The 25448-nt window shown below is 64.6% G+C and carries 24 protein-coding genes and 1 tRNA gene; 13 read left to right on the top strand and 12 right to left on the bottom strand.

From position 1 onward, the window contains the following. Positions 1-12: 12 nt before the first annotated feature. Positions 13-492 carry an Lrp/AsnC family transcriptional regulator gene (locus C7435_RS02570; protein WP_011642643.1) on the bottom strand — a complete coding sequence of 160 codons (480 nt, stop codon included), beginning with the start codon at positions 490-492 and terminating at the stop codon, positions 13-15. A 184-nt stretch (positions 493-676) separates the two neighbouring features. On the opposite strand from C7435_RS02570, the gene C7435_RS02575 reads away from it, so the two are divergent. The 4 genes from C7435_RS02575 to C7435_RS02590 all read left to right on the top strand — a co-directional run bounded on the left by C7435_RS02575 (position 677) and on the right by C7435_RS02590 (position 4672). Next, positions 677-1906, top strand: coding sequence for a 3-methyl-2-oxobutanoate dehydrogenase (2-methylpropanoyl-transferring) subunit alpha (locus C7435_RS02575; RefSeq protein WP_075189330.1), 1230 nt, complete (start codon positions 677-679; stop codon positions 1904-1906). 3 nt (positions 1907-1909) lie between these two features. Beyond that, positions 1910-2923 carry an alpha-ketoacid dehydrogenase subunit beta gene (locus tag C7435_RS02580; RefSeq protein WP_121209897.1) on the top strand — a complete coding sequence of 338 codons (1014 nt, stop codon included), beginning with the start codon at positions 1910-1912 and terminating at the stop codon, positions 2921-2923. Positions 2924-3094: 171 nt separating this feature from the next. Then, entirely contained in the window at positions 3095-4354 is a 1260-nt protein-coding gene (locus tag C7435_RS02585) for a dihydrolipoamide acetyltransferase family protein (protein WP_121209898.1), read from the top strand. Between the two features lie 60 nt (positions 4355-4414). Continuing rightward, positions 4415-4672: a hypothetical protein gene (locus tag C7435_RS02590; protein ID WP_075189333.1), complete on the top strand. Its 258-nt coding sequence runs from the start codon at positions 4415-4417 to the stop codon at positions 4670-4672. Between the two features lie 185 nt (positions 4673-4857). Here the strand turns inward: C7435_RS02590 and C7435_RS02595 are convergent, their stop codons facing one another. Then, complete coding sequence (locus C7435_RS02595) at positions 4858-6363, bottom strand: aldehyde dehydrogenase (NADP(+)) (protein ID WP_121209899.1); 1506 nt, start codon at positions 6361-6363, stop codon at positions 4858-4860. 153 nt (positions 6364-6516) lie between these two features. Here C7435_RS02595 and C7435_RS02600 point away from each other — a divergent pair, with 153 nt between their 5' ends. The 3 genes from C7435_RS02600 (at position 6517) to C7435_RS02610 (ending at position 8922) form a co-directional block, all read left to right on the top strand. Next, complete coding sequence (locus C7435_RS02600; protein ID WP_143742922.1) at positions 6517-6720, top strand: hypothetical protein; 204 nt, start codon at positions 6517-6519, stop codon at positions 6718-6720. Positions 6721-6811: 91 nt separating this feature from the next. Continuing rightward, on the top strand, positions 6812-8245 hold the full coding sequence (gene lpdA / locus C7435_RS02605) for a dihydrolipoyl dehydrogenase (RefSeq protein ID WP_407658331.1): 1434 nt from the start codon (positions 6812-6814) through the stop codon (positions 8243-8245). Between the two features lie 182 nt (positions 8246-8427). After that, positions 8428-8922 carry an acyl-CoA thioesterase gene (locus tag C7435_RS02610; RefSeq protein WP_233350662.1) on the top strand — a complete coding sequence of 165 codons (495 nt, stop codon included), beginning with the start codon at positions 8428-8430 and terminating at the stop codon, positions 8920-8922. A gap of 3 nt (positions 8923-8925) precedes the next feature. Here the strand turns inward: C7435_RS02610 and C7435_RS02615 are convergent, their stop codons facing one another. After that, entirely contained in the window at positions 8926-9993 is a 1068-nt protein-coding gene (locus tag C7435_RS02615) for a malate/lactate/ureidoglycolate dehydrogenase (RefSeq protein WP_121209901.1), read from the bottom strand. A gap of 336 nt (positions 9994-10329) precedes the next feature. Here C7435_RS02615 and C7435_RS02620 point away from each other — a divergent pair, with 336 nt between their 5' ends. The 4 genes from C7435_RS02620 to C7435_RS02635 all read left to right on the top strand — a co-directional run bounded on the left by C7435_RS02620 (position 10330) and on the right by C7435_RS02635 (position 13404). Then, positions 10330-10662, top strand: a complete 333-nt coding sequence (locus tag C7435_RS02620) for an energy transducer TonB (RefSeq protein WP_075189338.1) — start codon at positions 10330-10332, stop codon at positions 10660-10662. Positions 10663-10791: 129 nt separating this feature from the next. After that, entirely contained in the window at positions 10792-12849 is a 2058-nt protein-coding gene (locus tag C7435_RS02625; RefSeq protein WP_083635010.1) for a methyl-accepting chemotaxis protein, read from the top strand. A 95-nt stretch (positions 12850-12944) separates the two neighbouring features. Then, positions 12945-13021: transfer RNA gene (locus tag C7435_RS02630), tRNA-Met, on the top strand. A gap of 128 nt (positions 13022-13149) precedes the next feature. Continuing rightward, complete coding sequence (locus tag C7435_RS02635; protein WP_075189339.1) at positions 13150-13404, top strand: hypothetical protein; 255 nt, start codon at positions 13150-13152, stop codon at positions 13402-13404. Between the two features lie 86 nt (positions 13405-13490). Here C7435_RS02635 and C7435_RS02640 read toward each other — a convergent pair whose 3' ends face one another. Both C7435_RS02640 and cutA read right to left on the bottom strand, forming a co-directional pair. Beyond that, positions 13491-15134 carry an ATP-binding protein gene (locus tag C7435_RS02640; RefSeq protein ID WP_121209902.1) on the bottom strand — a complete coding sequence of 548 codons (1644 nt, stop codon included), beginning with the start codon at positions 15132-15134 and terminating at the stop codon, positions 13491-13493. Positions 15135-15262: 128 nt separating this feature from the next. Then, a complete protein-coding gene (gene cutA / locus C7435_RS02645) occupies positions 15263-15592 on the bottom strand; it encodes a divalent-cation tolerance protein CutA (protein WP_121209903.1) in 330 nt (109 codons plus the stop codon). 35 nt (positions 15593-15627) lie between these two features. Between cutA and queC the strand changes: the two genes are divergently transcribed. Together queC and queE are read left to right on the top strand one after the other, a co-directional pair. Continuing rightward, positions 15628-16359, top strand: a complete 732-nt coding sequence (queC, locus tag C7435_RS02650; protein ID WP_121209904.1) for a 7-cyano-7-deazaguanine synthase QueC — start codon at positions 15628-15630, stop codon at positions 16357-16359. Next, complete coding sequence (gene queE / locus C7435_RS02655; protein WP_121210002.1) at positions 16356-16985, top strand: 7-carboxy-7-deazaguanine synthase; 630 nt, start codon at positions 16356-16358, stop codon at positions 16983-16985. The genes queC and queE overlap by 4 nt, the downstream gene beginning before the upstream one ends. A 19-nt stretch (positions 16986-17004) precedes the next feature. Here the strand turns inward: queE and C7435_RS02660 are convergent, their stop codons facing one another. The 7 genes from C7435_RS02660 to C7435_RS02690 form a co-directional block, all read right to left on the bottom strand. Next, positions 17005-17559: a hypothetical protein gene (locus tag C7435_RS02660; RefSeq protein WP_147422610.1), complete on the bottom strand. Its 555-nt coding sequence runs from the start codon at positions 17557-17559 to the stop codon at positions 17005-17007. Positions 17560-17721: 162 nt separating this feature from the next. After that, positions 17722-18225 carry a DUF3313 domain-containing protein gene (locus C7435_RS02665; RefSeq protein WP_147422611.1) on the bottom strand — a complete coding sequence of 168 codons (504 nt, stop codon included), beginning with the start codon at positions 18223-18225 and terminating at the stop codon, positions 17722-17724. Positions 18226-18354: 129 nt separating this feature from the next. After that, positions 18355-18561: a hypothetical protein gene (locus C7435_RS02670; protein WP_121209907.1), complete on the bottom strand. Its 207-nt coding sequence runs from the start codon at positions 18559-18561 to the stop codon at positions 18355-18357. A 75-nt stretch (positions 18562-18636) separates the two neighbouring features. After that, on the bottom strand, positions 18637-20727 hold the full coding sequence (locus C7435_RS02675) for a glutamine amidotransferase (protein WP_121209908.1): 2091 nt from the start codon (positions 20725-20727) through the stop codon (positions 18637-18639). Further along, complete coding sequence (locus C7435_RS02680; RefSeq protein WP_121210003.1) at positions 20724-23468, bottom strand: DUF4159 domain-containing protein; 2745 nt, start codon at positions 23466-23468, stop codon at positions 20724-20726. Before C7435_RS02680 ends, C7435_RS02675 begins: the two co-directional genes overlap by 4 nt. Positions 23469-23472: 4 nt before the next feature. Next, the gene (locus C7435_RS02685; RefSeq protein WP_121209909.1) at positions 23473-24369 is read right to left on the bottom strand and encodes a DUF58 domain-containing protein; all 897 of its coding nucleotides are present in this window, start codon (positions 24367-24369) and stop codon (positions 23473-23475) included. A gap of 2 nt (positions 24370-24371) precedes the next feature. Beyond that, entirely contained in the window at positions 24372-25370 is a 999-nt protein-coding gene (locus C7435_RS02690) for an AAA family ATPase (protein ID WP_121209910.1), read from the bottom strand. Positions 25371-25448 lie beyond the last annotated feature (78 nt).

Consider the following 25448-nt stretch of genomic DNA (forward strand, 5'->3'; position numbering starts at 1 on the left):
AGTGCGCCGCCATCAGCCGTCGATATGTCCCAAGGGCAGGCCGCGGCCTTCCTTGACATTGCGGATCTGGACCGAGGTCCGGAAATCACCGACGACGTCGAGCGGGATCATGCGCTCCTGCATGAATTCGTTATAGGCATCGATGTCCGGCGTGACGATCTTCAGGAGATAATCATAGGGGCCGGTCATGGTGCAGGCCTCGGTGATCTCCTGAAAGGTCTGGATCGCCTTCTCGAACTTTTCGTAATTGGCCTTGCGCGCCGGCTGGATTTTGATCTCCAGATAGGCCGTGAACATCAGGCCGATCATGCGCCGATCGAGCTGGATCGAGCGGCGTTTTATGATGCCTTCGGTCTCCAGGCGACGGATCCGGCGCCAGCAGGGCGACGGGGTCAGGCCGACGATTTCGGCGATATCAGCGACGGATCGGCCCGCATCTGCCTGCAGGGCTTCAAGAATGCGTACATCGATCGTATCCAGGGTGACGGTCATTATTTCCTCAAATCATCATTTCGCAGGAAATTAATTCAAGTTTCCGCACTTGCGAACCCCGAAATGGCACCGCATTGCTAAGCTGGACAAGACCCGCTCTTGCGCGCTAGACGCCTGTCGCGTGTCCGCATCGTGCGGAGACCCCCAAATTGGCACGTCCTGCCGACGTTTTCAGCGAGAGCCCATGGCACACACTGAACCCCGCTTCCATGTCCCGTCCCCGCATGTGCGGCCCGGCGACAAGCCAGATTTTTCCCATATTGCGATCCCGCCGGCTGGCGAGGCCAAACGGCCCGACACGGCGGTTCCCGGCATGGAGACCCAGGATCTAGCGCTTGGCCTGGTCCGGGTGCTCGATCATAATCACCAGGCCGTTGGCGAGTGGGATCCCAAGCTGGATGCGGATGTTCTGCGCGAAGGCCTGCGCCACATGGTGCTGACCCGGGTCTATGATGATCGCATGCTGAAACTGCAGCGCCAGGGCAAGATGAGCTTCTACATGAAGTCGACCGGCGAAGAGGCCGTCGCCGTTGCCGGCGCCATGGCGATGAGCAAGGACGACATGGTCTTCCCCTCCTACCGCCAGCAGGGCATCCTGTTCGCCCGCGGTCGCGACATTGTCGAGATGATGTGTCACTGCATCTCCAACAGTCGCGACAATCTCAAGGGACGCCAATTGCCGGTCCACTATACCTGGGCCGAGGGCAAGTTTTTCTCGATCTCCGGCAATCTGGCGACCCAGCTGCCGCAGGCTGTCGGCTATGCCATGGCCTGCGAATATCGCGGTGATGGCGAGATTGCCGCGACCTGGATCGGTGACGGCTCGACCGCCGAAGGCGATTTCCACGGTGCCCTGGTGCTGGCCTCGACCTATCGCGCGCCGGTCATCGTCAATGTGGTCAATAACCAGTGGGCGATCTCGACCTTCCAGGGCATCGCCGCCGGTGAGGCGCCGACCTTTGCCTATAAGGGGCTGGGTTATGGTCTCGCTTCCCTGCGGGTCGATGGCAATGACTTCCTTGCCGTCTATGCCGCGACGCAATGGGCTGCCAAGCGCGCCCGTGATGGACATGGCACCACGGTGATCGAGCATTTCACCTATCGCGCCGATGCCCACTCGACTTCGGACGATCCGTCCGGCTACCGGCCCAAGGGCGAAAACGAGATCTGGCCGCTGGGCGACCCGGTCGAGCGCTTGAAGCAGCACCTGATCGGTCTGGGCGAATGGGATGATGAGCGCCACGCCGCGCTCGAAAAGGAACTCAACGAGCTGGTCATCGCCTCCTACAAGGAAGCGGAAAGCCACGGCACGCTGCATGACGGTCCGCTGTCGCCGGTCGAGTCGATCTTCGAGGATGTCTATGCCGAACCGGACTGGCGCCTGCGTCGCCAGCGCCAGGATCTGGGAGTTTAGATCATGGCCAAGATGAACATGATCCAGGCCCTCAACTCGGCTTTGGACAACATGATGGAACGCGATCCCGACGTGATCAGCTTCGGTGAGGATGCCGGCTATTTCGGCGGTGTCTTCCGGGTCACGGCGAACCTGCAGACCAAATACGGCCTCGACCGGTCTTTCGATGCGCCGATCAACGAAGCGGCGATCATGGGGATGGCGATCGGCATGGCGGCAAAGGGTTTGAAGCCCGTCGCCGAGATCCAGTTCTCGGACTATATCTTCCCGGGTCTTGACCAGATCGTCTCGGAAATGTCGCGCATCCGCTATCGCACCGCCGGGGCCTTCACCACGCCGGTGGTGGTGCGCACGCCGTGCGGCGGTGGCATCCGGGGTGGCCAGACACACTCGATGAGCCCGGAAGCCTTCTTCACCCAGGTGCCGGGTGTGCAGGTGGTGATGCCGTCCAACCCTTATGACGCCAAGGGTCTGTTGATCGCCGCCATCGAAAGCCCGGACCCGGTCATCTTTTTCGAGCCGAAACGCCTTTATAATGGCCCCTTCGAAGGTCATTCCGGCGGCGCACTGGCCTCCTGGGGCAATCATCCCAAGGGCGAAGTGCCCGAAGGCCATTACAGCCTGCCGATCGGCAAGGCCGAGGTCGTGCGTGAAGGCTCTGCGGTCACGATTGTTGCCTATGGCACGCTGGTTCTGGTCGCCCAGGCGGCGGCCGAGAAAGCCGGAATCGACGCCGAGGTGATCGATCTCAAGACGCTGGTGCCCTATGATATCGAGACGATCGCCCGCTCGGTGAACAAGACCGGCCGTTGCATCGTCGCCCAGGAAGCGCCGCGCACCTCCGGCTTCGCGGCCGAGTTGGCGGCGCAGATCCAGGAAGAGTGCTTCTTCGCCCTCGAGGCGCCGATCCAGCGCGTCACCGGTTGGGACACGCCTTACCCGCACGCCCATGAATGGTCCTACTTCCCGGGGCCGGACCGTTTCATCAACGCCATGAACACCGTTCTGGAGGCCTGACGACGCAACGTTTTCCTCCCCACATGTGGGGAGGTGCCCCGCAGGGGCGGAGGGGGCGGCCCGCCGGGCCGCAAGCGCGCTGCGCGTCCCCCATCGACCCGGACAATGTCCGGCCCACTTCCCCCGCAGGTGGGGGAAGAAACGGGGTAGCCGAGCCTGGAGAGACTGAAAATGAGCGAATACCGTTACAAGATGCCCGATGTCGGCGAAGGTATCGTCGAGGCGGAAATCGTCGAATGGCATGTCAAGGAAGGCGATACGGTCACCGAGGACCAGCACGTCCTTGATGTGATGACTGACAAGGCCACCGTTGAAATCCCCTGCGCCGTCAATGGCAAGGTGACCAAGCTGGTCGGCGCGCCGGGCGATGTCATCGCGGTCGGCACCGAGATCATGTTCATTGCCGTCGATAGCGCGGTTCCCGCCGAGGCCGAAGCGCCCGCGCAAGCCGAAGCCAAGGCTGAGCCGGCCAAGCCGGCCGCGCCGAAGGCCGCCGAACCGGTCGCCGCCGCCGAAGCGCCGTCGATCGCCAGCCGCACCGGCGGTGAGCGTCCGCTGGCCAGCCCGGCGGTGCGCAAACGGGCCCTGGAGTCCGATATCCGTCTCGCCAATGTGCCGGGCACAGGCCCTGCCGGACGCATCACCCATGATGACCTGGACGATTTCATCAAGTCGGGCGGCCGTCTGGTTGCCCGGTCGGGCTCGGGCAGTTCATCGGTCCGGGCACCGCGCACCGGCGTGACCGAGGAGAAGGTGATCGGCCTGCGTCGCCGCATCTCCGAGAACATGTCTCACGTCCAGCGCACCGTTCCCGACATCGCCTATGTCGAGGAAATCGACGTCACGGCGCTGGAAGAGCTGCGCGGCCATCTCAACGCCAGCAAGTCGGATGACCAGGCCAAGCTGACCTTCATCCCTTTCCTGGTGATGGCGCTGACCAAGGCCCTGCCTGACACACCGCAAGCCAATGCCCATTTCGATGGCGAGGCAATGCTGCTGACCAAGCATGATGCGGTGCATTGCGGGGTCGCTGCGGCGACGCCCAACGGCCTCATGGTGCCGGTCATCAAGCACGCCGAAAGCCTTGATATCTGGCAGATCGCCGCCGAGCTGAAGCGGCTGGCCGGTGCCGCCAAGGACGGCAAGGCGACCAAGGACGAACTGACCGGTTCGACCATCACCATCACCTCGCTGGGGGCGATTGGCGGTCTGGTCACCACACCCATCCTCAACGCGCCGGAAACCGCCATTATCGGCGTCAACAAGATGCAGACCCTGCCGCGTTTCAATGCCGAGGGTCAGGTCGTGCCGCGCAAGCTGATGAACCTGTCGAGCTGTTTCGATCACCGCATCGTCGACGGCTATGAAGCCGCCATGCTGATCCAGGCCGTGAAGGGGTATCTGGAAAACCCGGCAACGCTGTTCATGTAGGTCGCTGCTTCGGGTGCCGCGTCGATTGTCAGGGGCGGGGGCATGCCCTAGGATTGTGGCATGACACACAAATTCTGGCATGCTCAATGGGATCGTCCGAACGGGACGCCGCGCGCAGAGCTTGATGCGCTGGAGACCAGTTTTTGGAAAACACTGGGTGGCATCGCGCTGGCGATGTTTCTGCTCGTCGCCCTCGGCTTTGTGATCTGGTTCCTCGGCAATGACCCGCTGGTCTGGGCGCTGTCCGGAATCGCCCTGCTGGTAACGGTAAGTGTGGCCGGACTGATCTGGGTGGCACGGCGCAGCGAGGCTTCCTGACGCACGCGGCAGTCTTCGCCGGGTCAGGTCTTTCCCGTTGATGGGGAAGGTGGATCAGCGCGAAGCGCCGAGACGGAAGGGGTGAAACGCGCCAGCGTTCTTGTCCCGACTGCCCATCACCCACTCCGTCTTGCCGCTGAAGCGGCAATCCACCTCGCCCATCAAGGGCGAGGACCTTGTCGACCCTATCCCCAATCACCCGGCATCAACGCATCCGGCATGTTCTGGTAGCAGACCGGGCGCAGGAAGCGGCGGATCGACATTGTGCCAACCGAGGTGGCGCCGAAATTGGTCGAGGCCGGATAGGGACCGCCATGCACCATGGTGTCGCTGACTTCGACACCGGTCGGGAAGCCATTGGTCAGGATGCGACCGGCCTTGCGTTCCAGCACCGGCAACAGCTTCTGGCCGAGCGCGGTATCGCCGTCATCGAGGTACAGCGTCGCGGTGAGCTGGCCTTGCAGTGACATGGCGACGGTCAGCATTTCGGCTTCATCCTTCACTGTGACCACGAGGCCCAGCGGTCCGAAGACTTCTTCGCCGAGAATCTCATTGTCCAGCCAGTCCTTGCCGGTGGTGACGAAGAGATAGGGCGTGGCATTGCGCAGATCGCAGGTCGTGGTCAGGACTTCGCGGACACCGGCAGTGCCGCGGATCGTGTCGCGGCCCTTCTGGTAGGCTTGGGCAATCCCGTCGGTCAGCATGGTCTGCGGGCCGACTTCGCCGAGACCGGCGACGGCGGCCTGGATGAAGGTCTCGGCGTCGCGGCCCTCGATCACCACAGCGATGCCGGGATTGGTGCAGAACTGGCCGGCGCCCATGGTCAGAGACCCGGCCCAGCCCTTGCCGACCGCCTCGGCACGCGAGGCCATGGCAGCAGGCAGGAGGAACATCGGATTGACCGAGCCCAGCTCGCCGAAGAAGGGGATGGGTTCGGGGCGCGCGGCGCAGAGGTCAAACAGGGCGCGGCCACCGGCCAGCGAACCGGTAAAGCCGACCGCCTTGATCAGCGGATGTTCGACCACCGCCTGACCGACCGAGCGGTCACCGCCCTGGATCTGGCTGAACACGCCGGGATGGATATCGCAGGCCTTGATCGCGGCGTCGATCGCCTGGGCGACAATATCGCTGGTACCGGGATGGGCCGAGTGGCCTTTCACGACCACCGGGCAACCGGCCGCCAGGGCTGCTGCGGTGTCACCACCGGCGGTCGAAAAGGCGAGCGGGAAGTTGGAGGCTCCGAAAACGGCGACCGGGCCGATCGGGCGCTGCACCAGTTTCAGGTCCGGGCGCGGCAGCGGCTGGCGATCGGGCAGGGCGGCGTCATGGCGCTTGTCGAGATAATCACCGGCGAGGATATGGCTGGCGAACAGGCGCAGTTGTCCGACCGTGCGGCCGCGCTCGCCATTGAGGCGTCCTTCCGGCAGGCCGGTCTCCTGCGTGCCGATCTCGGTGATTGCGTCGCCGCGGGCGTCGATTTCGTCGGCGATGGTATTGAGGAATTTGGCGCGGGTTTCGCGCGACGAATAGCCGTAGGACCAGAAGGCTTCTTCGGCAGCGTGGCAGGCTTGGTCGACCAGCTCGGGCGTCCCGATCGCGAAATCGTGCGACGGGCCGTGCGCCGGGTCCGACGAGAAGGTCCGGTCGCTGCCGACCCAGTTTCCCGCGACGAGATGTTTCCCGATGATCATGGCCTGTCCTCCGCTGGTTGCACAGGTGTCATGCCTTAATTGTCTGAGTTATTCAACAGCCCTTGCTGAGAGATTTCCGCAACGCGGCCGCGTGCTTGACCCGCGTGATGCATCGGGGGCACAAATGCAGCAGAGGGGTGCCCGGAAATGTCGATGTCCGTGAAACAGACTTGGTCCGATTTTGTCTCCGCCATGGCCGTATGGGGCGGCGGGGTGTTCGTGATCATGTTCTATCACAAGAAGGTCGGCATGCCGTCGGAATGGATGCCGCAAGTCGTGTTCGGCAGCTTCCTCCTGGTCGCCATCCTCGCGCCCATCGGCTCACTGCTCTGGCGCCGCGTGATCCGACGGGCCTAGCCTCAGTCCGCCCCTTTCCCTTTATCCGCCGAACCGCTAAATCCGTCCCCGGAAAACGCGTTTTCGTGCTTTGATCTTCCAAGGAGCGCCTGTGATGCAGACACGGTCTTGCCAAGTCCTCATTGTCGGAGGTGGCCCGGGCGGCTATCCGGCCGCCATTCGCGCCGGCCAGCTGGGTCTCGATACTATCATTGTCGACAAGCACGGGCTGGGCGGAACCTGCCTCAATCGCGGCTGCATTCCGTCCAAGGCGATGATCCATGCCGCAACCAAGTTCGAGGACATGGCCAAGCATGCCGACAGCGATGTGTTGGGCATCTCGCTCGCCGAAGCGCCCAAGCTCGACATGGGCAAGCTGGTCGGCTGGAAGGATGGCATCGTCTCCAAACTGACCGGCGGTGTCGGTCAGCTGATCAAGGCCGCAGGCGCCGAACACATCGCCGGCTGGGCCGAATTCTCCAACGCCAAGACCTGTGTCGTCACACAAGAGGATGGCGAGAAAGTCGAGATCACGGCCGAGAACGTGATCCTGGCCACCGGTTCGGTAGAAGTCGAGCTGCCCTTCCTTCCGTTTGGCGAGAATGTCATCGGCTCGACCGATGCGCTCGACCTCGACGCATTGCCGGAAAAGCTGGTCGTGGTCGGTGCCGGCTATATCGGTCTGGAGCTGGGCATCGCTTTCCGCAAGCTGGGCTCGCAGGTCACCTTCATCGAGGCGTCAGACGGTATCCTGCCGCTCTATGACAAGGAGATCACCCGTCCGATCACCATGTGGCTGAAGAAACACAAGGTCGATGTAAACCTGTCCTGCAAGGCCAAGGGCGTCAGCCAAAGGGGCGGCAAGGCCGTTCTTGACTATGAAGACGCCAAGGGCAATGCGCAGACCATCGAGGCTGACAAGATCCTTGTCGCGGTTGGTCGCAAGGCCTGCCTCGACGGCTGGGGCTTGGAAAATATGGGCCTCGACCTGGACGGCGGGAAGTTCATCAAGGTCGACAATCAGTGCCGCACCGGCATGCGCGGCGTCTATGCCATTGGCGATGTCGTCGGCGAACCGCTGCTGGCCCACAAGGCAACCGCCCAGGGCGAGATGGTCGCCGAGATCATTGCCGGCCATCGCCGCGTGCATGATCCGGTCTCCATCGCCGCGGTCTGCTTCACCGAGCCGGAAGTGGTCGGCGTCGGCCTGACGCCGGACGAGGCCAAGGCCAAGGGCGAAGAGATCATCACCGGCAAATTCCCGCTCGCTGCCTCCGGTCGCTACCTGTCGATGGAAGCGGGCCTGGATGGCGGTTTCGTCCGTGTCACCGCACGCAAGGAAGACCATGTCATCCTCGGCATCCACGCCGTCGGCACGCATGTCTCCGAATTGTCCGGCGAGTTCGCCCTGGCCGTCGAGATGGGCGCCCGTCTGGACGACATCGCCGGAACCATCCACGTCCACCCGACCCTGACCGAAGGCTTTGCCGAAGCGGCGCTTACGGCGCTGGGGCATCCGATCCATATCTCGGCGCCGAAGAAATAGGCCCCCTCATCCGCCCTACGGGCACCTTCTCCCGCGAGGGGAGAAGGCGTATGAGCCCGCCATCAACAAGAAGGCCCTCTCCCCTTGCGGGAGAGGGTGGCCCGGAGGGCCGGGTGAGGGGCAGGCCTTCATCTGTGCTCTGACGTCTCTATATAGAGCCCAGCAATCGAGGCGGGATCATCATGGACGACAAGGGCAGTTTTCTCTCCGGCATCATCGGGTCTGATCAGGCCGTTGCTGGCGAGGGCATGGGCTGTGTCTCCTTCGAGACGGCCTTCCTGCGCCGGATCGAACCGGACCCGGCCGATATCGACGAGCTCGGTCACGTCAATAATGTCGTCTATCTGCGCTGGGTCCAGGATATCGCCATCACGCATTGGCATGCCGTCGCGCCGGACGACATGGTCGGCGGCGAGGTTTGGGTGGCGCTCAAACACACGATTGAATATCGCGATCCCATCCTGCCCGGCGAGATCGCCGAGATCCGCACCTGGCTCGGCCGGCCCCACGGACCGCGCTTTGACCGCCATGTCGATATCCGCAAGCCCGGCGCGAAGCGTTTTTCCGCCCGTGCCACCACTGAATGGTGTCGCATCAGCCGCGACACCCGCCGCCCGATGCGGATCGGTGAGGATGTGATGGCGACGTTTGGTCTGGTCGGGGCAGAGTTGGGGTAGGCGCTAAAGCCGCTCCGCCACACCCAGCCTCTCCGCCGTCTTGTTCAGCTGCCCGACCGTGACCTCGTCCATCGGGATGCCTTCCTTGGTGCGTTTGCCGGCGATGGCGCGTTCCGGGTCGCCGGGATAGAGGACCGGGCTGTCCCAATCCATCGGCGGCGAGGCGAGGGCATAGCGGGCCATGGCGTCGGTCTCGGCCTGCATCCAGTCTTCGTCGCCAAAGGCCGTCGGGTCGATGAAGATCGAGAACAGGCCGTTCGTGATGCCGCCCTTGCGCGGGGTGCCGGGCTGGATCGTGCCGCCGCCGCTGAGGACACCGGCCAGGAGTTCGCAGGCGAAGGCGAGGCCATAGCCCTTGTGCTTGCCCAGCGGGGCGAGGGCGCCTTCCAGTTCAAATCCTGCCATGCCGCTGGGGTCGGTGGTCGGCATGCCGCGGGCGTCGATCAGGGAGCCGCTCGGGACGGCGACGCCGCGATTGGCGGCGATGCGCACCTTGCCGAGCGCGATCTGGCTGGTGGCCATGTCGAGCAGGAAGACGGGGCGGCTCGGCGTGGCCGGATAGCCGATACAGACCGGATTGGTGCCGAACCGCGCATCCGAGCCGCGATAGGGCGCCACCAGCGGGGCGTGATCGGTGACATTGACGAAATGCATCGAGACCAGTCCGGCCGCGGCCGCCTGTTCGGCATAGGCACCGATCCGGCCGAGATGATGGACATGGCCCAGCGTCGCGGCAGCAAGTCCGTGCTCGTGGGCCTTGGCGCTGGCGCGTTCGACCAGGCGCTGGCCGGCTGGAGCGCCCCATCCGCCATCGGCATCAATACGCAGGATGACGCTGGTATCCGCCAGGACCTTGTCCAAGGCGGACAGGTTGACCTGCCCGTCTTTCATGTGTTGCGCATAGGCGGGCAGAAGGCCGGCACCGTGACTGTCATGCCCCTTGAGATTGGCATCGACAAGATGTGTGGCGACACAGTCGGCGTCATCAGGCCGTGCGCCGCCTGCCACGAGAACCTCGCGGCAAAAGGCCAGGAGTTCGGCCGGGGTCAGGCGGCGTTCCGGTGTGCTCATTGTCGGGTCACTCTTCCTGTTTCAGTAATGCGCGGCCATGCATAAGATTTGCGCCCTCGTGTTAGGGCTTTGTTAAGCATAGGTCAGATCAAAACCTGTCACATTTTGGCACAAGCCGGCGTTTTCGGCGCCAATTTTCGCGTAACATGCTGATTTTGCGCGCTAAAAAAATCGACTCAAAAGCGGTATTTTCCGCCTTCGTTTAAACGTTTGGCAACCGCTCTGCCCCATTATCCATCTCGTCGGGCAGCAAACGACCCGCACGAATTCAACACGGCGTTCGAACACGGGGAAAATCCCGGACGCGCCATTTGTAAAATGGATGAAGGGTAAGTCATGAAAAAGACGGGAACCATGATTCTGGCAGCCGCAATGTCGGCTCTGGCTTTCACTGCGGCTCCGGCACTGGCTCAGGACCGCGAGCGCACCGCTGTGGAAGCTCCGGAATATCCGCGTGGCGCGGAACGTCGCGGCATCGAGGGTTATGCCGTGGTCGAGTATACCGTGTCGGAAGACGGCACGATCGCAGAGGCAACGGTCGTCGAGGCAGAGCCGGAAGGCGTGTTTGATCGCGCTGTCCTGCGGGCCATTGAAGGCTGGTCCTATGCCCCGGCTCCGGCCGCCACGGCAGGAATGCAGCAGCGTTTCGACTTCAACCTCGGCGGCTAACGCCCGGAGGAAAAACGCTAATCAGCAAAAGAACTGATCTGCGTTTACCATAATAAGACTTCATTTACGGCGGCGCGGTAGCGTCGCCGTATCTTTTTGAATCGGGCCATCAGCCTTAGGGGCCGTGAAATGAATTCTGTGCTTGGTAAATTCCTCAGCAAAACCACCAGCATCCGGGTCCGTTTGCTCGCTGCATTCGGACTGACGTCTGTCATGACGCTGGTTGCCGCCATCGTCGGTGTCACCGGGTTCAACTCAGCGAATTACGCGGTCGAGCAGATCGCCAACCGCGCGATTCCGGAAACGCAAACGGTTGACGCGCTGTCCGAGGACAGCGTCGGCCTCAGCGAGGCACTGGGTGTGTTTGCCGCTTCGACCACCGTCGAGGCCCGACTTGAAAACTATAACCGGGTGATGACCTACCGGAATTCGCTCGACGAAGAACTCCAGCAGCTCGAAGCCTTGTCTGGCGTCGGTGAGACCGCAGCCCTGCGAACCGCCGTGGCTGACCTCAACGAGCTGGTTGAAAGCATGAATGAGGTGGTCGAGCGCCGTCTGCAGATCCGCGACCAGCGCTGGTCCGTGACCAGCCAGGCCCGCGATGCCCGCAACGATCTTGCCGAAAGCGTCGAAGGCGCCCTTGATGCCAGCGACGAAGCAGATGTCGAGAGCCTGCTGCGGTCGCTGCTCGCCGCCAACCAGATCATGATCCAGTACAATGAGGTCGATATCGCGGCTTCGACCGGCGAAGTCGACGTCATCTTTGACCGTTGGGACGAAGCAGCGGGCGAGCTGGATGTCAATTTCGCCATTCTCGGACCGGTCGTGACCGACATCATGCAGACCCAGTCCGACAATCTGATCAATTTCGGCGAGGGCGCGACGGGTGTGTTCGAGCTTCGCAAGGCCGAACTGGGAGCCGTGGCTGCGGCTGAAGTCGTGGCCGAGGAAGCCCGCATTTCCGCCGAGGCCTTGCTGACCAGTGTCCAGTCCTTCAAGAGCCAGGTCGATGAGCGCGTCAGCGAAGCGACCTCCGCCGCCGACACGGCAGTGATTACCGGTCGCATCCTGCTGATTGCCATTGCCGCCATCGGCCTCGTCGTCGCTGCCGCGATTGCCTGGTTCTATGTCAACAACATGCTCCTCAAGCGCCTGAGCGCCATGGCCCGCACCATGGGCGCGCTGGCCGAGGGCAATAGCGACGTCAATCTCGGCTTCACGCCGGGCAAGGACGAAATCGGCGACATGGCGCGCTCGGTGGATGTGTTCCGCCAGAACGCCATCGAACGGGCCCGCCTCGAAGCGGAGACCGAGGAAGAGCGCCGCATGAAGGAAAAGCGCTCTGCCGCGATCGAGAGCCTGATCCAGGTCTTCGAACAAGCGTCCAGCGATGCGTTGGGCCAGGTCGGCGAAGCCGCCACCCGCATGGAAACCGCTGCCCGGGCGATGAGCTCGACAGCGGCCGCCACCACCGGCAAGTCTGCCGCCGTGGCCCAGGCTTCCGAAGGCGCCTCGCAGAACGTCCAGACTGTTGCTGCCGCGGCTGAGGAAATGGTGTCCTCGATCGGCGAGATCTCGCAGCAGATTTCCCGCTCCACGGATATCGCCAACTCCGCGGTTGACCAGGTGGAACAGACCAATGGCGACGTTCAGCGTCTCGATGACGCGGCCAAGTCGATCGACAATATCGTCAGCCTCATCAATGATATCGCCGAGCAGACCAACCTCCTGGCCCTGAACGCCACCATCGAGGCGGCTCGCGCCGGTGAAGCCGGCAAGGGCTTTGCGGTTGTTGCGTCGGAAGTGAAGGCACTCGCCAGCCAGACCGGCGCGGCGACGCAGAACATCTCCGAACACATCAACGGCATCCAGGGTGCGACGGCGAAAGCGGTCGAGGCGATGTCCTCGATCGGTGGAACCATCCACGAGATGAGCGAGATTGCCACGGCCATCGCGGCCGCGATGGAAGAGCAGCGCGCTGCAGCCGGTGAGATCACCCGTTCGGCCCAGGAAGCGGCAGACGGCACCAGCCAGGTCTTCACCAACATCCAGGAAGTCGACCAAGCCACGTCGGAAACCGGCGAAAGCGCGGGCGAAGTGCTCGAGGCTTCGCTGGCCGTGTCACGCCAGTCCGATACGCTCAAGACGGCGGTCGAACAATTCCTCCAGGAAGTTCGCGCAGCCTGACTGCGACAGAACTGAAATCCGCCAGCGCCCACGGCTTGCCAGCCGTGGGCGCTGCGCGTATACGGCGTGCCTCTCCCTTGCGGAGGGGCCTGTGTGGCGAGGTAGCTCAGCTGGTTAGAGCGCACGACTCATAATCGTGAGGTCGAGAGTTCAAGTCTCTCCCTCGCCACCACTTTTCTCCGGTACAATCAGGAACCCATCGTCCGCGCTGCGACATTTGCGCCTGCGACGGGACGTCTCGTGGTGCGGGCGTCCCGACGGGTCCATATAGGGGATCAACCTGCCCGGAGACCTAGGCCCATGTCGCGTTCCAATGTGTTGACCTTGACGATGGCGATTATCGCGATCTTGATGTGCGGTGCCTTCATGGTGTTCGGCATGATCCGGCTCGCCGGTGTTGAGATGAGCGCCCATGGCTGGATCGCGCTCGGCCTTGGTACGGTGGTCAGCCTGGCTTTGGGCGGGGTCTTGTCGACCGTGCTCGTCATCTCGCGCCGCCGCGGCTTCGACGAGGCCGCTCATGAAGCCTCGCGCCCCGATAGCCCGGACGCGTGACAGCGGCCCGTCAGGCGCGAAACCGGTCCGTCTCTGTATGGGCTGCCCGATGATGGCAGCCAGACCGGGCGCCGGCCTGGTCCGGATCAGGCAGCGCCGCGCTGTTCGATCTCTCCGCCGGCACTTGCACCGGGATCGAGATGGGCATCAAGCGCCCGGAAGAAAGTTTCGCGCTCAATCGGTTTGGTCACAACGTCATTCATGCCGGCCGCCAGGCAACGGTCGCGGGCCGAACCGAGCGCGTTGGCGGTCAGGGCAATGATGGGCACGTGTTGGTTTGGGCCAGCGAGCCTGCGGATTTCCTGGCAGGCACGCAGCCCGTCCATGACCGGCATTTCCATGTCCATCAATACGAGGTCATAGGCACCCGTCGACACGGCGTCGACGGCAGCCTGTCCGTTGTTCACATAGTCAGCCTGAAGCCCCCGCAGTTTCAGAAAACCCCGGGCGACGGCCTGGTTCACCATATTGTCCTCGGCGACCAGTATCCGCGCCTGGGGTGCCGGCGTCGGCGCGGCAAGTGGTTGCGGGGCCGGTTCGTCGGCGGCGGCGGTCAATGCATCTTCGCGACGCAAGGGGACTTCAAACCAGAAGGTTGATCCCTCGCCAGGCGTGCTGCGAAAGCCGATCGTGCCGCCCATCAGTTCGACCAGCCGGCGGCTGATGGCCAGGCCCAGACCGCTGCCGCCATGCAGGCGCGTGGTTTCGGCATCGGCCTGGGTGAAGGACGAAAACAGGCCGGCTTGGGCGTCCAAGGGAATGCCGCAACCGGTATCGCGAACCTCGACCCGCATCACACTGCGTCGTCGCCCGATCATGTGCAGGCTGATATCGGCTTCCACCGTGCCAGCTTCGGTAAATTTTATGGCATTGCCGACAAGATTGAACACGACCTGTTTCAGGCGGACCAGATCGCCGACATAGCGTGCCGGATCGCTCTCATCGACGTTCACCGTGAAATCGATCGCCTGCTCGGATGCCCGGCCGAGCCACAAGGCCCGGGTGTCACGGGCGAGGGCGACCGGAGAAAAGGGGCGGGGATCAAGCTCCATCTTGCCCGCTTCGATCTTTGACAGATCCAGAATGTCGTTGAGCAGGCGAAGCAGGATTTTGCCGCTGTCGTCAATCACGCGGACGAAATCGGCTTGTTCTTCGTCCAGCTCGGTCGTCATCAGCAATTGCGCGACGCCGAGGACGCCGTTGAGCGGGGTGCGTATCTCGTGGCTCATGGTGGCCAGGAAATCGGACTTCGCCTTGGACGCCGCCAGCGCTTCAATCCGCGCCCGGCCGAGCTGTTCCGCAAGGGCGGAGAGTTTGTGATTTCGCTCGGCGCTTTCGCGCGCCATCATCCGGAACAGGGCGAGCGTCGTGCCGACGCCGAAATAGGCGTCGTTATGCATCACGATAAAGCCGTCCATCAGCGCGCTGGCGCTGTTACGAACGATCAGGGTATTGAGCTCATTGACCGGGGTCGTGGCGTCCACGATGAGCGGGGTCTTGTTCATCATGAAGGTGATCGGCCGCCGACCGAACAGGGCGCGGCCATGGCGGTCGGCCATGCGCAGGAAAAACTGGTCGCGCGAGACCAGACCGACCGGCCGACCGTCCTGCACGACGGCGATGACCAGCAGGTTCTCGTCCTCGGACAGGTAATTATAGACCTCTTCGCCGGTCACATCCGGTGCCAAGACCGGCGCGTCCACGACGACATCGCGAACCAATCGACTCATTTTCGGAACCCTTGCTCAAAACGGATCACAACCGGCAGACAGGCCGGGAAATGACGCCTGGAAAATCGCCGGTCCAGCTTTCAATTCCTTGAACAGACAGGGGGTTTCACCAAAACTTCATGGAAGTTTCACGAACCAGCGCTGTGCGCGACGACCCAGTCGAGGAAGCTCGCCGAGCTGGCTGAGGCGTCTACAGGCAGGGCAAGAAGGGCGGGTTCGTCATGGGGATGAAGGGCCAGCAGCCGTTCGCGCAGGGCCGGGGCGCCCGCGATTGAGGTCTTGAACAGGGCGACGCATTCCTGCCCGGTCTCGATCTCGCCCTGCCAGCGATAAACGCTCGTCATGCCGGGCAGGATGTTGGCGCAGGCGCACAGGCCCTCCTCGACCACGCGCGCGGCGGCTTGGCCGGCGGTGTCGGCATTGGGCCAGCATGTGTAAATCAGGCAAACGCCCTGCATGGTCAAAATTCTCCCCTTCGGTATATAAGCGCCGCATGAGCGATACCTCCAGCCCTGTTCCTGCCGAGCGATCGGCCCTTGTCCTGTTTTCCGGTGGCCAGGACTCCGCGACCTGTCTCGCCTGGGCGCTCGACCGTTATGATCGCGTCGAGACGGTCGGCTTTGATTACGGCCAGCGACACCATGTCGAGATGCAGGCGCGCGAGCGGATCCGCGGCGGCATGGCGACCGCCTTGCCGGACGCCGCCGCACGACTCGGTGAGGATTTCGTCATCGACCTGTCGGGCTATGGCGCGATCGCCGAGAGCGCCCTGACAGCGGATCGCGCCATCGAGATGGAGGCCAGCGGCCTGCCCAGCACATTTGTTCCCGGCCGCAATCTCGTCTTCCTTACGGTCGCCTCCGCCCTGGCCTATCGCCGCGGGCATGGTGTTCTGGTCGGCGGCATGTGTGAGACTGACTATTCCGGTTATCCCGACTGCCGACGCGAGACGATTGACGCGATGCAAACAACGCTCGCCCTCGGCCTCGCCACGCCTCTGGAGATCGCCACCCCCCTGATGCAGCTCGACAAGGCGCAGACCTGGGCGCTCGCGGAACGGCTTGGCGGGCGGGCGCTGACAGCGCTGATCGAGGAAGACAGTCACACCTGTTATCGCGGCGAACGCGGCGAGCGTCATTCCTGGGGCTATGGCTGTGGACATTGCCCTGCTTGCGAGCTGCGGGCGCGCGGTCACGCGGCCTGGAAAGCGTCGTTGCCGGCATGACCTACTCGGTGAAGGAACGCTTTCTCACCGTGCAGGGCGAGGGCGGCCAGGCGGGCCGACCGGCGGTCTTCCTGCGCTTCGCCGGCTGCAATCTGTGGAGCGGTCGCGAGCAGGACCGGCACAAGGCGGTCTGCAATTTCTGCGACACGGATTTCGTCGGCATGGACGGGCCCGGTGGCGGCCGGTTCAAGACCGCCGAAGCGCTGGTCGAAGCCGTTGCCGAGTTGTGGCCGGGTGGCGGAGTGCCGCTCGTGGTGTGCACCGGCGGTGAGCCGCTGCTGCAGCTTGATACGCCCTTGATCGACGCCTTGCATGCACGCGGTTTCGAGATCGCGGTGGAAACCAATGGCACGGTGAAGGCGCCCGACGGGATTGACTGGATCACGGTCAGCCCGAAGGGCAAGGCGCCGGTCGTCCAGACCTCCGGTCACGAGCTCAAGCTCGTCTATCCGCAGCCGGAGCTCGATCCGGCGACGTTTGAGGCGTGGGACTTCAAGCGCTTCTCCCTGCAGCCGATGGACGGGCCGCAGATGATGGAGAATGCCCAGGCCGCATTCGACTACTGCCTGGCGCATCCGAAATGGTCCTTGTCACTGCAGACCCACAAATGGATCGGCGCACCCTGATGACCGGCCTGTCCCGCGCTCAGCTGCGCGGCATGGGTGCGACGCCGAGACTGTTCGCCAGGGCGCCGGCAAACTGGTCGAAGGCCTGCCGGGTGTCGGTCCACACGCCATAGCCATCGCCGGCACCGCTGTCGGGATTGAACCAGACATAGTTGAAGGTCGCGATCAGGGTGCCGTCTGCATCGCGCAGTACGGCGCTGAGCGCGGCGCCGCCATCGGCGTGGGACGTATAGTGGGCACCGGCCATGTCCTGGATCTGCTGCATGGTCGGTCGGTTCGGGACGACATCGAGAATGGTCACGGTGAGCACTGTTTCGCGAGCGGCCACACCATGCCAGTTGGCGTCGATGAGCGCCCGTTCCAGATCGTCACGCAGATAGCCGGACAGGCGGGCGAGTTCGGCTTCGCCGAGACTGGTCGCCTTGCTTCGGACGAGATCGGAAAACCCGATCAATCCGATTTCGATGGATCCGCCCGCCTCGCTGCGGTAGTCGGCCCGGAAGCTGGAATCGTCCCGGGCTTCAACGGGTGGAGCAAGGCAACACAACGCAAGTACACAAACGAGAGTACGCATGTCGGTCTCTCCTGGGTTCATGTCCCCCCTGCGATGGCGCCAGCGTATCACATCCGCGTGATCGCGAGCAGGGGGCGCGCGCGTAAATCCATGCTGCAGGACAATAAAAAAACGGACGCACCTGCGAAGGTGCGTCCGTTGATGTCAGTCCACAGATGCGGATCAGGAGCCAGTGTTAGCCCGTTCGTCGAGGCTGTCGGAGACCTGGTCTGCAAAGCGCGAGAAGGTGCGCCGGGCATCGGTCCATTGGGCATGGCCCACGACGTCCCGGATATTCCAGCTGCGCCAGCCATAGCTGTAAGTTTCAAGGATTTCGCCGTCGGCGGAAACCAGTTGGGCTTCGACATCGGCACCGCCGATTGACACTGACGAGTGGTGCAGGGCGCGGGCGCCGCTCATCTGCTCCATGGTCGGCCGGTTGGGCTGGGCGTCGAGAATCGTCGCGTTCAGCACACGGCCGCCATCGCCGAGTTGGTCAGCGAGTTCGCGCTCCAGTGCGTCGCGCAGATAGCCGGCCAGACGGTCCAGCTCACGCTCGCCAAAATCTTCTGCATGTTCAACAAGTTCTGGTCCGTAGGCGATTTCACCGATCGCCACCGGCTGATCTGCCAGCGACGGGGTGGACAAGGTACCCAGTGCCAGAATGGCCGTCATTGTGCGCAACATTTCGCGCCTCCCTGATACGTCTACAAGCAGTCCCTCACGGACAATGTAGCAGACTCAGGCAGGGGTTGAGAAGGACCGACGCAACACGATCCCGTGTCGATCAGCGCCGGGTCATCCTAGTGGTCATGGCTAGTGGTCATGATCGTGATCATCGTCGTCATCACCGGGGGTGACCACGTCGATGGCGGCGCCGCCGACGGCACCGGCGGTGCGAACGGCGGCGCCGGCCGTGCCGACGGCGACATCGGTCGCCAGCGCGGCAGCGCCGATGACGAGGCAGCCGGACAGGGCCGGTGCGAGACCGAGGATGGCGATAAGGGTCAGGATGCGGCGCATGGTGATCTCCGGTGCGTGTTCACCCTGTCATGCCCGACAAGGCCTTTCCGCATGGTGAATGCGGGCCCGTCAGGATCAACGGCCTTCGCGCCACCAGCCCAAGCCGAGCATCGTCGTGATCAACAGGACCAGCAGCAGGCCCGGCAACAGCGGGATGCGGGTCGAGGCGCGCACGACATAGCGCTCATTGCGTTGCAGGCCCAGCCAGGAACGGCCGGATTGGTCGGCCGTGGAGCGGGTGCGGCGCAGATTGGGCAGATTGGCACCGGGACCGTCGCCGATAGCAAACAGGCGGCCGCCGGTCGCGTCGACAAAGGGGTCGAGTATGGCGTCGGTCGGCCGCATGTCGGCATATTCCAGCGGGTTGATCGGACCCAGCGCGGCGACGGTTGTCAGATCACCGGAGCGCAGGCGCACAAGGCCTGACCCGGACGCCGGCAGGCGGGCCGCGAAATGGCCGGGTTCGGCCTCGTCCTCGGTCATCGTGACCACGTCCTGGCGCCCGTCCGGCCAGGTCAGCTGCAGCGGCGGCGGTGTGTCGGCCAGCGTGACGCGCTCGACCCGCAATTCACCGTCGGTGGCAAAGGCGGTCAGGCGTTCCTCGTCCAGCTCCGGTTCGCGCATCAGCCAGTGGGCGACGCGACGGAACATTTCCGCATAGGGGCCACCGCCCTCAAAGCCGCGCGACCACAGCCAGGTCTGGTCCGACATCACGATGGCAGCGCGGCCTTCGCCGGCGCGCTGCACGACCAGCAGCGGATCGCCATCCGGTGTTTCCAGCAGGGTTTCGCCGCCCAGCGCCGTGCCATGGATATGACGCAGCCAGCGACCCCATTGCGGCGTCTCGCCGCCGCCGGCCAGTCCGGCCGTGACCGGGTGGCGCAGACCGGTATCGGTCGGCTCCGGTGTGAAGGGCGCGTCGGTGATATAGCCGGTCGGTCGCACGGGCAGTACAGCGGCCAGCGGCGTGCGGTAGAGGCTTGGCGGTCCGGCAAAGGGGGGCCCGGCAGTAACCAGCAGCGCGCCGCCATTTTCCACATAGCGGGCGATATAGTCGAAATAGAGCGGCGGCATGATGTTGCGACGGCGATAGCGGTCGAAGATCACCAGGTCGAATTCGCTCAGGCGTTCGACAAAGAGCTCCTGGACCGGAAAGCCGATCAGCGCCAGCTCGTCGACCGGGGTCGAATCGCGCCGGTCCGGCGGCCGCAGAATGGTGAAGTGAACCAGATCGACCGAGGGGTCGGATTTGAGCAGGTCGCGCCAGGCGCGGGCGCCATTGTGCGGCTCACCGGTCACCAGCAGCACTCGCAGCCGGTCGCGGACACCGGATACTGAAACGGCGGCGCGATTGTTGATCAGCGACAATTCCTGGCGTCCGGCCTCGACTTCGGCCTCGATGACATTCTGGCCGCGACGTTCGACCGGCACTTCGACCCGGGTCGAGCGGCCGATCGGGATCGAATGGACTTGCGGGTCACCGCCCTCGAAGCGGAAGGCGACATTGGCCGTGCCCTGCATGGCGTCATCCTCGACGCGGATCACGAAGGAGACGGTCTGTCCGACAATGCCGTAGCGCGGCGCTTCCTCGATCACGAGGCGGCGGTCTCCAGCGGCGCGGTCACCGGTCATGACATGGTGGATCGGGGCGTCGACATTGAGTGCATCGGCGTCCAGCGGGGCATCGTGAACCTGGCCATCAGTGACCAGGACGACACCGGCCAGACGGTCCGGCGGGGCCGAGGCGAGGGCGGCATTGACGCCGTCAAACAGCATCGTGCCGTCGGCGGTTTCACCGGCCTCGACCTCGATCAGGTCGAGCAGCGGGTCGTTCTCGGCTTCGCGGCGCAGGGCGTCTGCCATTTCGCCGGCGGCTTCGCGCCGCCCACCGACGGTCATCGAGGCCGAGGTGTCGGTAACCAGTACGGCGACATCCGGCAGCGGGTCGCGCTCTTCCTCGACCAGTGAGGGATTGGCCAGCACCAGCGCGATCAGGGCCACGCCAAGCGTGCGCCAGATCCAGCCGGACAGTTTTTGCAGGCCGCCGACGGCAATCGCCAACAGGGCAATACCGGCCAGCCCGCCAATTATCGACCAGGGCAGGAGCGGGGCAAAGTCGAGCGCCGACACGGTGGCGCTCAGGGGCAGGCCTTGCGACACACTCATTGGCCCAGCCTTTCCAGTATGTCCGGCACGTGGACCTGGTCCGCCTTGTAGTTTCCGGTCAGCGCATACATGGCGATATTGACGCCGAAGCGGATAGCCAGTTCGCGTTGACGTTCGCCGCCATCAATCGGCGCTGTCGCGCCGCCGCCCTCGCCACGCGACCAAGCGGTCGCCCAGTCATGCGAGCCGATGATCACGCCGGACGTGCCGTCGCGTGAGGCCCCGTCCGGATTGGCTTCAACCCAGACCGGCGATCCGGAATAACGACCGGGGAATTCCTGCAGCAGGTAGAAGGCGCGTGTCAGCACATGGTCGCCGGGGATCTGGGACAGGGCCGGCACGTCGATGCTGTCGAGCACATTGACGAGGCCGGGATGCGGGGCGCCGGCGCGCAGCATGGCGATGTCGGCGTCCTGGGTGTCAAAGACGATCAATCCGCCAGCGGCCAGATAGGCAGCGACCCGGCGCGAGGCGGCATCGCTCAGCGGGGCGGCGTCACGCGTGACCGGCCAGTAGAGCAGCGGGAAGAAGATCAGCTCGTCGGTGTTCACATTCACGGCCAGCGGTGGTTCCGGTTCCATGGCGCTGCGTCGGAATATTTCCTGCGACAGCCCGGTCAGCCCGGCCCGGCTGCGATTGTCGATCGTGGTGTCACCGGTGGTCACATAGCCAAAGCGCAAGGTGAGCGCGGCCTGCATCATCTCATCGCTCAGCTCGACGCGTTGCGGGCTGGAGGGTGCATCCTGGGCGTCGGCGGCCGGGGTCATCAGCGGTGACAGGCCGAGTGCGAGCACAGCCGCAGCAGTCGCACCGCCGAGGCGCACAGGCAGGCGGCCGGCCAGGCCGAGGGCGATCACCACGTCCAGCGTCAGCATGATCAGGGCGGCGGCCAACAGCAGCGCGTCGAAATGGCGGGCGCGGGGACCGTCCAGTCCGGCAAAGCTGGCACCGGGAAGGTCGCGGGGCAGGGGATCCATGCGGGTATCAGGTCCGACGATATTGAGGGCGCTGGCCGCCGATCCGAGCCGGTAGAGGCCGGGCGGTGCGACGGGGGACGCCGGGGTGGTATCAAAATTCGTGGCGGGCACGGGACGGGCGCTGACCGGCGCCGCGACCAGCTGGCCGCTGGCATCCAGCGCCCGGTCGAGCACCCAGGCGCCATTGCCGGGAACCGAAGCCGTGCCGCCCTGGGCGAGGCCCATCAGACGCTGCAGCATGCGCGGGAAAAGACCGGACAGGGGCAGGTCGGACCAGTCCGGGCTGGCGGTGACATGGAACAGCACGATCCAGCCGCGGGCCCGCCGTTCGGCGGTGACCAGCGGCGTGCCGTCCTCCAGTCGCGCCCAGACGCGGTCCGGCGTGGCGCTGCCCGGCTGGGCCAGGACCTGGCGGTCGATGGTGGCGGTGCTGTCGGCCGGCAGGCCGGCGAAGGGCGAGGTGTCGGGGAAGGCGGCAATGCGTTGCGGTTCGTCCCAGTTCAGCGAGCCGCCGAACAGGCGGCCGCCCTCACGCAGGATGACCGGCAACAGATCATCGCCCTGGGCCGCGAGGCGTGGTCCGGCAAAACGGATCAACACGCCGCCCTCATTGACGAAATCGGCAATCCGGACGTCATCGGACCGCGCATTGTCGGTCATCACCAGGACCGAGATATCCTCGGCCAGCAGGGCGTCGAGATCGCCATTGATCAGTTGGGCATGCGGACCCAGCGCACTGCGCACATAGTGCAAATCGGACAGGAGCGGCTGGCCCTCATCGCTTTCCAGCGTGATCAGGCCGACCCGCGGTCTTTGCCATTGATCCCCCAGCAAGCGGACCGAGGCCGCCGAAGTGGTGCCATCCAGGCGCAGGCTGGCGATACGATTGCGTAGGTCGAGCGGCAAAGCGATATCGGCCGAGGCGAGACCGGCGCCGGCGTCGAAGCTGAGATCCCGGCGCGCAATGGCACGACCATCGCTGCCCAGGGCTGTCACGGCAACCGTCCGCGGAAAGTCACGGCCGGCGCGCAGGACCGAGACGGTGAGCCCGTCGGCGGCCGGTTCCGGCGCGGCAAGGGCGAGGGGTGCCCGGCCGGCATCGGGTTCGATCACGGTGAGGTCGCCCAGACCGTCGAGCATGCGGGCCAGTTCGGCGGCGTCGCGGCTGTCGACCCCGTCGCTGAGCCAGGTCACCGCCATGGCGCCATCCAGCGTACCATTGCTGCGAGCCGTGCCGATGCGCTCGGCCGTGGCGGCGCGATCCGCCGGCCAGGGTTGTGGTTCGATACTGTCCAGCCGGCGGCGGGCCTCATCGGCATTGCCGAGGCGCAGGGCCGGCAGGGCCTGTCCGGTCGGTGCCGTAGTCACCAGGGCCACCGCGCGACCGTCGCGCTCGGCGTCACCGATCAGGCGCTCGGCTTCCTGGCGCATATCATTCCAGGCGGCGGCACTGGCCCAGCCGGTATCCATCACGATGAGGGCCGGACGGGTCTCTTCCTCGACATTCGGCGGCGTCCAGACGGGACGGGCGAGGGCGATGATGATCAGGGCGGCAATCAGCAGTCGGAACAGGATCAACCACCACGGCGCATGCTGCGGTGTTTCGGCATCATCCGGCGCACCCAGCAACAGGCGCAGCGGCGGGAAGATGGCGCGTTTGGGCGCTGGCGGGGTGGCCCGCAGCAACAGCCACAGGACCGGCAGCGCGACGAGGCCGGCCAGTGCCAGCGGGGCACCAAAGGAAAGGGGGCCAAGGGCAAACATCAGGTCAGACATCCCTCGCAAGGGCGCGGAAAAGGGCCAGAACGGCGCTGGTTGCCGGCCGGTCGGTGCGGTGGGTCACCAGGGTCCAGCCATATTGGCGGGCGAGATCGGCAAGGCGTTCGCCATGCTCGGCCCAGCGTTGGCGATAGGCCGAGCGGGCTTCCTCGGCGCGACCGAAGAGCAGGCTGGCGCCGCCGCCCGGGTGTTCGAAACGGGTGCGGCCGGCATAGGGGAAGTCTTCCTCGGCCGGGTCGATCACGCGCAGCAGCACGCCCTGGGCTTCCATGGCGGCAAAGCGTGACAGGCGGGCAGCCCAGGTCTCGACTGGATCAAGGAAATCGCTGGCCAGCACGACGCGGCCATAGCGCGACATGTTGGGCGCTTCCACCGAGGTGGCATCGCCGGGACCGAGTGCCAGACGGCGCGAGGCGCGCTCCAGGCCCAAAGCGCCGGTGCGGGCAATTGCCGATTCGCCGAGTACCGAGACCCGTTCACCGCCCTGGGTCAGCAGGGCTGCGACGGCGATCTGGCAGACCGCCGCGCGGTCGATCTTGGCGCCGTGATTGCGGCTGGAGCTGTAGCGCATCGAGGCCGAGCCATCGCGCCACAGCCAGATCGTATTGGCCGCTTCCCATTCATTCTGGCGCACGAAAAGCTGGTCCGAGCGCGCCGATTGGCGCCAGTCGATGGCCTGGCGTCCGTCTTCCGGGCGGTGGTGGCGGTATTGCCAGAACGTCTCGCCAATGCCCGAGCGGCGACGGCCATGCACACCTTGGGCGACCGTCGCGGCGATGCGATCGGCTTCGGCGAGGAGCGCTGGCAGGCTGGCGGCCGCGTCCTCGCCTTCATGGCGCAGCGAGACGACACGCGCCTCATCCTGGCGATTGCCACCCTGGCTCATGATCAGGCCGCCCGGTCAGCGAGGGACTTGATCAGGCCTTCCAGCGTGTGGCCGTCAGCGCGGGCCGCAAAGGACAGCGCCATGCGGTGTTTCAGGACCGGTTCGGCCAATGCCGCGACATCTTCGGTCGACGGGGCGAGGCGGCCCTGAAGGAGCGCGCGGGCGCGGCAGGCCAGCATCAGCGCCTGGCCGGCGCGCGGGCCGGGACCCCAGGACACGCCTTCGCGAACTTCCGGCACGTCGGAATCTTCCGGGCGGGCCAGGCGCAGCAGGTCGAGAATGGATTCCAGTACCCGTTCGCCAACCGGCAGGCGGCGTACCAGGGCCTGGAGTTTGAGGATTTCCGCAGCGTCGAGCACCGAGACCGACTCGGTGGTCACGGCGCCGGTGGTTGCCAGCAGCACGGCCCGTTCGGCATCGCGGGACGGGTAGGGCACGTCCACGCGCAGCAGGAAACGGTCGAGCTGGGCTTCGGGCAGCGGATAGGTGCCTTCCTGCTCGATCGGGTTCTGGGTTGCCAGCACATGGAAGGGCTTGGGCAGGTCGTGGCGCTCGCCGGCGATGGTGACATGGCCTTCTTGCATGGCCTGCAGCAGGGCCGCCTGGGTGCGTGGGCTGGCGCGGTTGATCTCGTCGGCCATCAGCAGGCGACAGAAGATCGGGCCGGGCAGGAAGCGGAAATGACGTTTGCCGTCATCGCCTTCCTCAAGCATTTCCGAGCCGAGAATGTCGGCTGGCATCAAATCCGGCGTGAATTGGATGCGCTTGGTGTCGATCCCGGTCGCCACCGCGATGGTTTCCACCAGGCGGGTCTTGGCCAGGCCCGGCGCGCCAACGAGCAGGGTGTGACCGCCCGACAGCATGGCGGTGAGGCAAAGCTCGACCTCGTTCTCCAGCCCGTAAATCACGCGGCCGATCGACTCCTTGACCGCCTTGAGGCGATCCGTCGCGGCGTCAGCTTCAGCGATCAGCTCTGCTGCGGGTTCATTCATCTCGGTCATCGTCCTACATTCCTCCGCGATACAAGTGATCTATAAAGCCAATTGGCGTGACGCAGCATGGCGTTGCGCAGATAAGGT

Origin of the sequence: Maricaulis maris, from assembly GCF_003634045.1 — a bacterium.
GTDB classification, from domain to species: domain Bacteria; phylum Pseudomonadota; class Alphaproteobacteria; order Caulobacterales; family Maricaulaceae; genus Maricaulis; species Maricaulis maris.

Bases quoted from the DNA above. Each gene is read 5' to 3' on its own strand.
- C7435_RS02570 (WP_011642643.1), bottom strand. From the start codon at position 492: ATGACCGTCACCCTGGATACGATCGATGTACGCATTCTTGAAGCCCTG.
- C7435_RS02575 (WP_075189330.1), top strand. From the start codon at position 677: ATGGCACACACTGAACCCCGCTTCCATGTCCCGTCCCCGCATGTGCGG.
- C7435_RS02580 (WP_121209897.1), top strand. From the start codon at position 1,910: ATGGCCAAGATGAACATGATCCAGGCCCTCAACTCGGCTTTGGACAAC.
- C7435_RS02585 (WP_121209898.1), top strand. From the start codon at position 3,095: ATGAGCGAATACCGTTACAAGATGCCCGATGTCGGCGAAGGTATCGTC.
- C7435_RS02590 (WP_075189333.1), top strand. From the start codon at position 4,415: ATGACACACAAATTCTGGCATGCTCAATGGGATCGTCCGAACGGGACG.
- C7435_RS02595 (WP_121209899.1), bottom strand. From the start codon at position 6,363: ATGATCATCGGGAAACATCTCGTCGCGGGAAACTGGGTCGGCAGCGAC.
- C7435_RS02600 (WP_143742922.1), top strand. From the start codon at position 6,517: ATGTCCGTGAAACAGACTTGGTCCGATTTTGTCTCCGCCATGGCCGTA.
- C7435_RS02610 (WP_233350662.1), top strand. From the start codon at position 8,428: ATGGACGACAAGGGCAGTTTTCTCTCCGGCATCATCGGGTCTGATCAG.
- C7435_RS02615 (WP_121209901.1), bottom strand. From the start codon at position 9,993: ATGAGCACACCGGAACGCCGCCTGACCCCGGCCGAACTCCTGGCCTTT.
- C7435_RS02620 (WP_075189338.1), top strand. From the start codon at position 10,330: ATGAAAAAGACGGGAACCATGATTCTGGCAGCCGCAATGTCGGCTCTG.
- C7435_RS02625 (WP_083635010.1), top strand. From the start codon at position 10,792: ATGAATTCTGTGCTTGGTAAATTCCTCAGCAAAACCACCAGCATCCGG.
- C7435_RS02635 (WP_075189339.1), top strand. From the start codon at position 13,150: ATGTCGCGTTCCAATGTGTTGACCTTGACGATGGCGATTATCGCGATC.
- C7435_RS02640 (WP_121209902.1), bottom strand. From the start codon at position 15,134: ATGAGTCGATTGGTTCGCGATGTCGTCGTGGACGCGCCGGTCTTGGCA.
- cutA (WP_121209903.1), bottom strand. From the start codon at position 15,592: ATGCAGGGCGTTTGCCTGATTTACACATGCTGGCCCAATGCCGACACC.
- queC (WP_121209904.1), top strand. From the start codon at position 15,628: ATGAGCGATACCTCCAGCCCTGTTCCTGCCGAGCGATCGGCCCTTGTC.
- queE (WP_121210002.1), top strand. From the start codon at position 16,356: ATGACCTACTCGGTGAAGGAACGCTTTCTCACCGTGCAGGGCGAGGGC.
- C7435_RS02660 (WP_147422610.1), bottom strand. From the start codon at position 17,559: ATGCGTACTCTCGTTTGTGTACTTGCGTTGTGTTGCCTTGCTCCACCC.
- C7435_RS02665 (WP_147422611.1), bottom strand. From the start codon at position 18,225: ATGTTGCGCACAATGACGGCCATTCTGGCACTGGGTACCTTGTCCACC.
- C7435_RS02670 (WP_121209907.1), bottom strand. From the start codon at position 18,561: ATGCGCCGCATCCTGACCCTTATCGCCATCCTCGGTCTCGCACCGGCC.
- C7435_RS02675 (WP_121209908.1), bottom strand. From the start codon at position 20,727: ATGAGTGTGTCGCAAGGCCTGCCCCTGAGCGCCACCGTGTCGGCGCTC.
- C7435_RS02680 (WP_121210003.1), bottom strand. From the start codon at position 23,468: ATGTTTGCCCTTGGCCCCCTTTCCTTTGGTGCCCCGCTGGCACTGGCC.
- C7435_RS02685 (WP_121209909.1), bottom strand. From the start codon at position 24,369: ATGAGCCAGGGTGGCAATCGCCAGGATGAGGCGCGTGTCGTCTCGCTG.
- C7435_RS02690 (WP_121209910.1), bottom strand. From the start codon at position 25,370: ATGACCGAGATGAATGAACCCGCAGCAGAGCTGATCGCTGAAGCTGAC.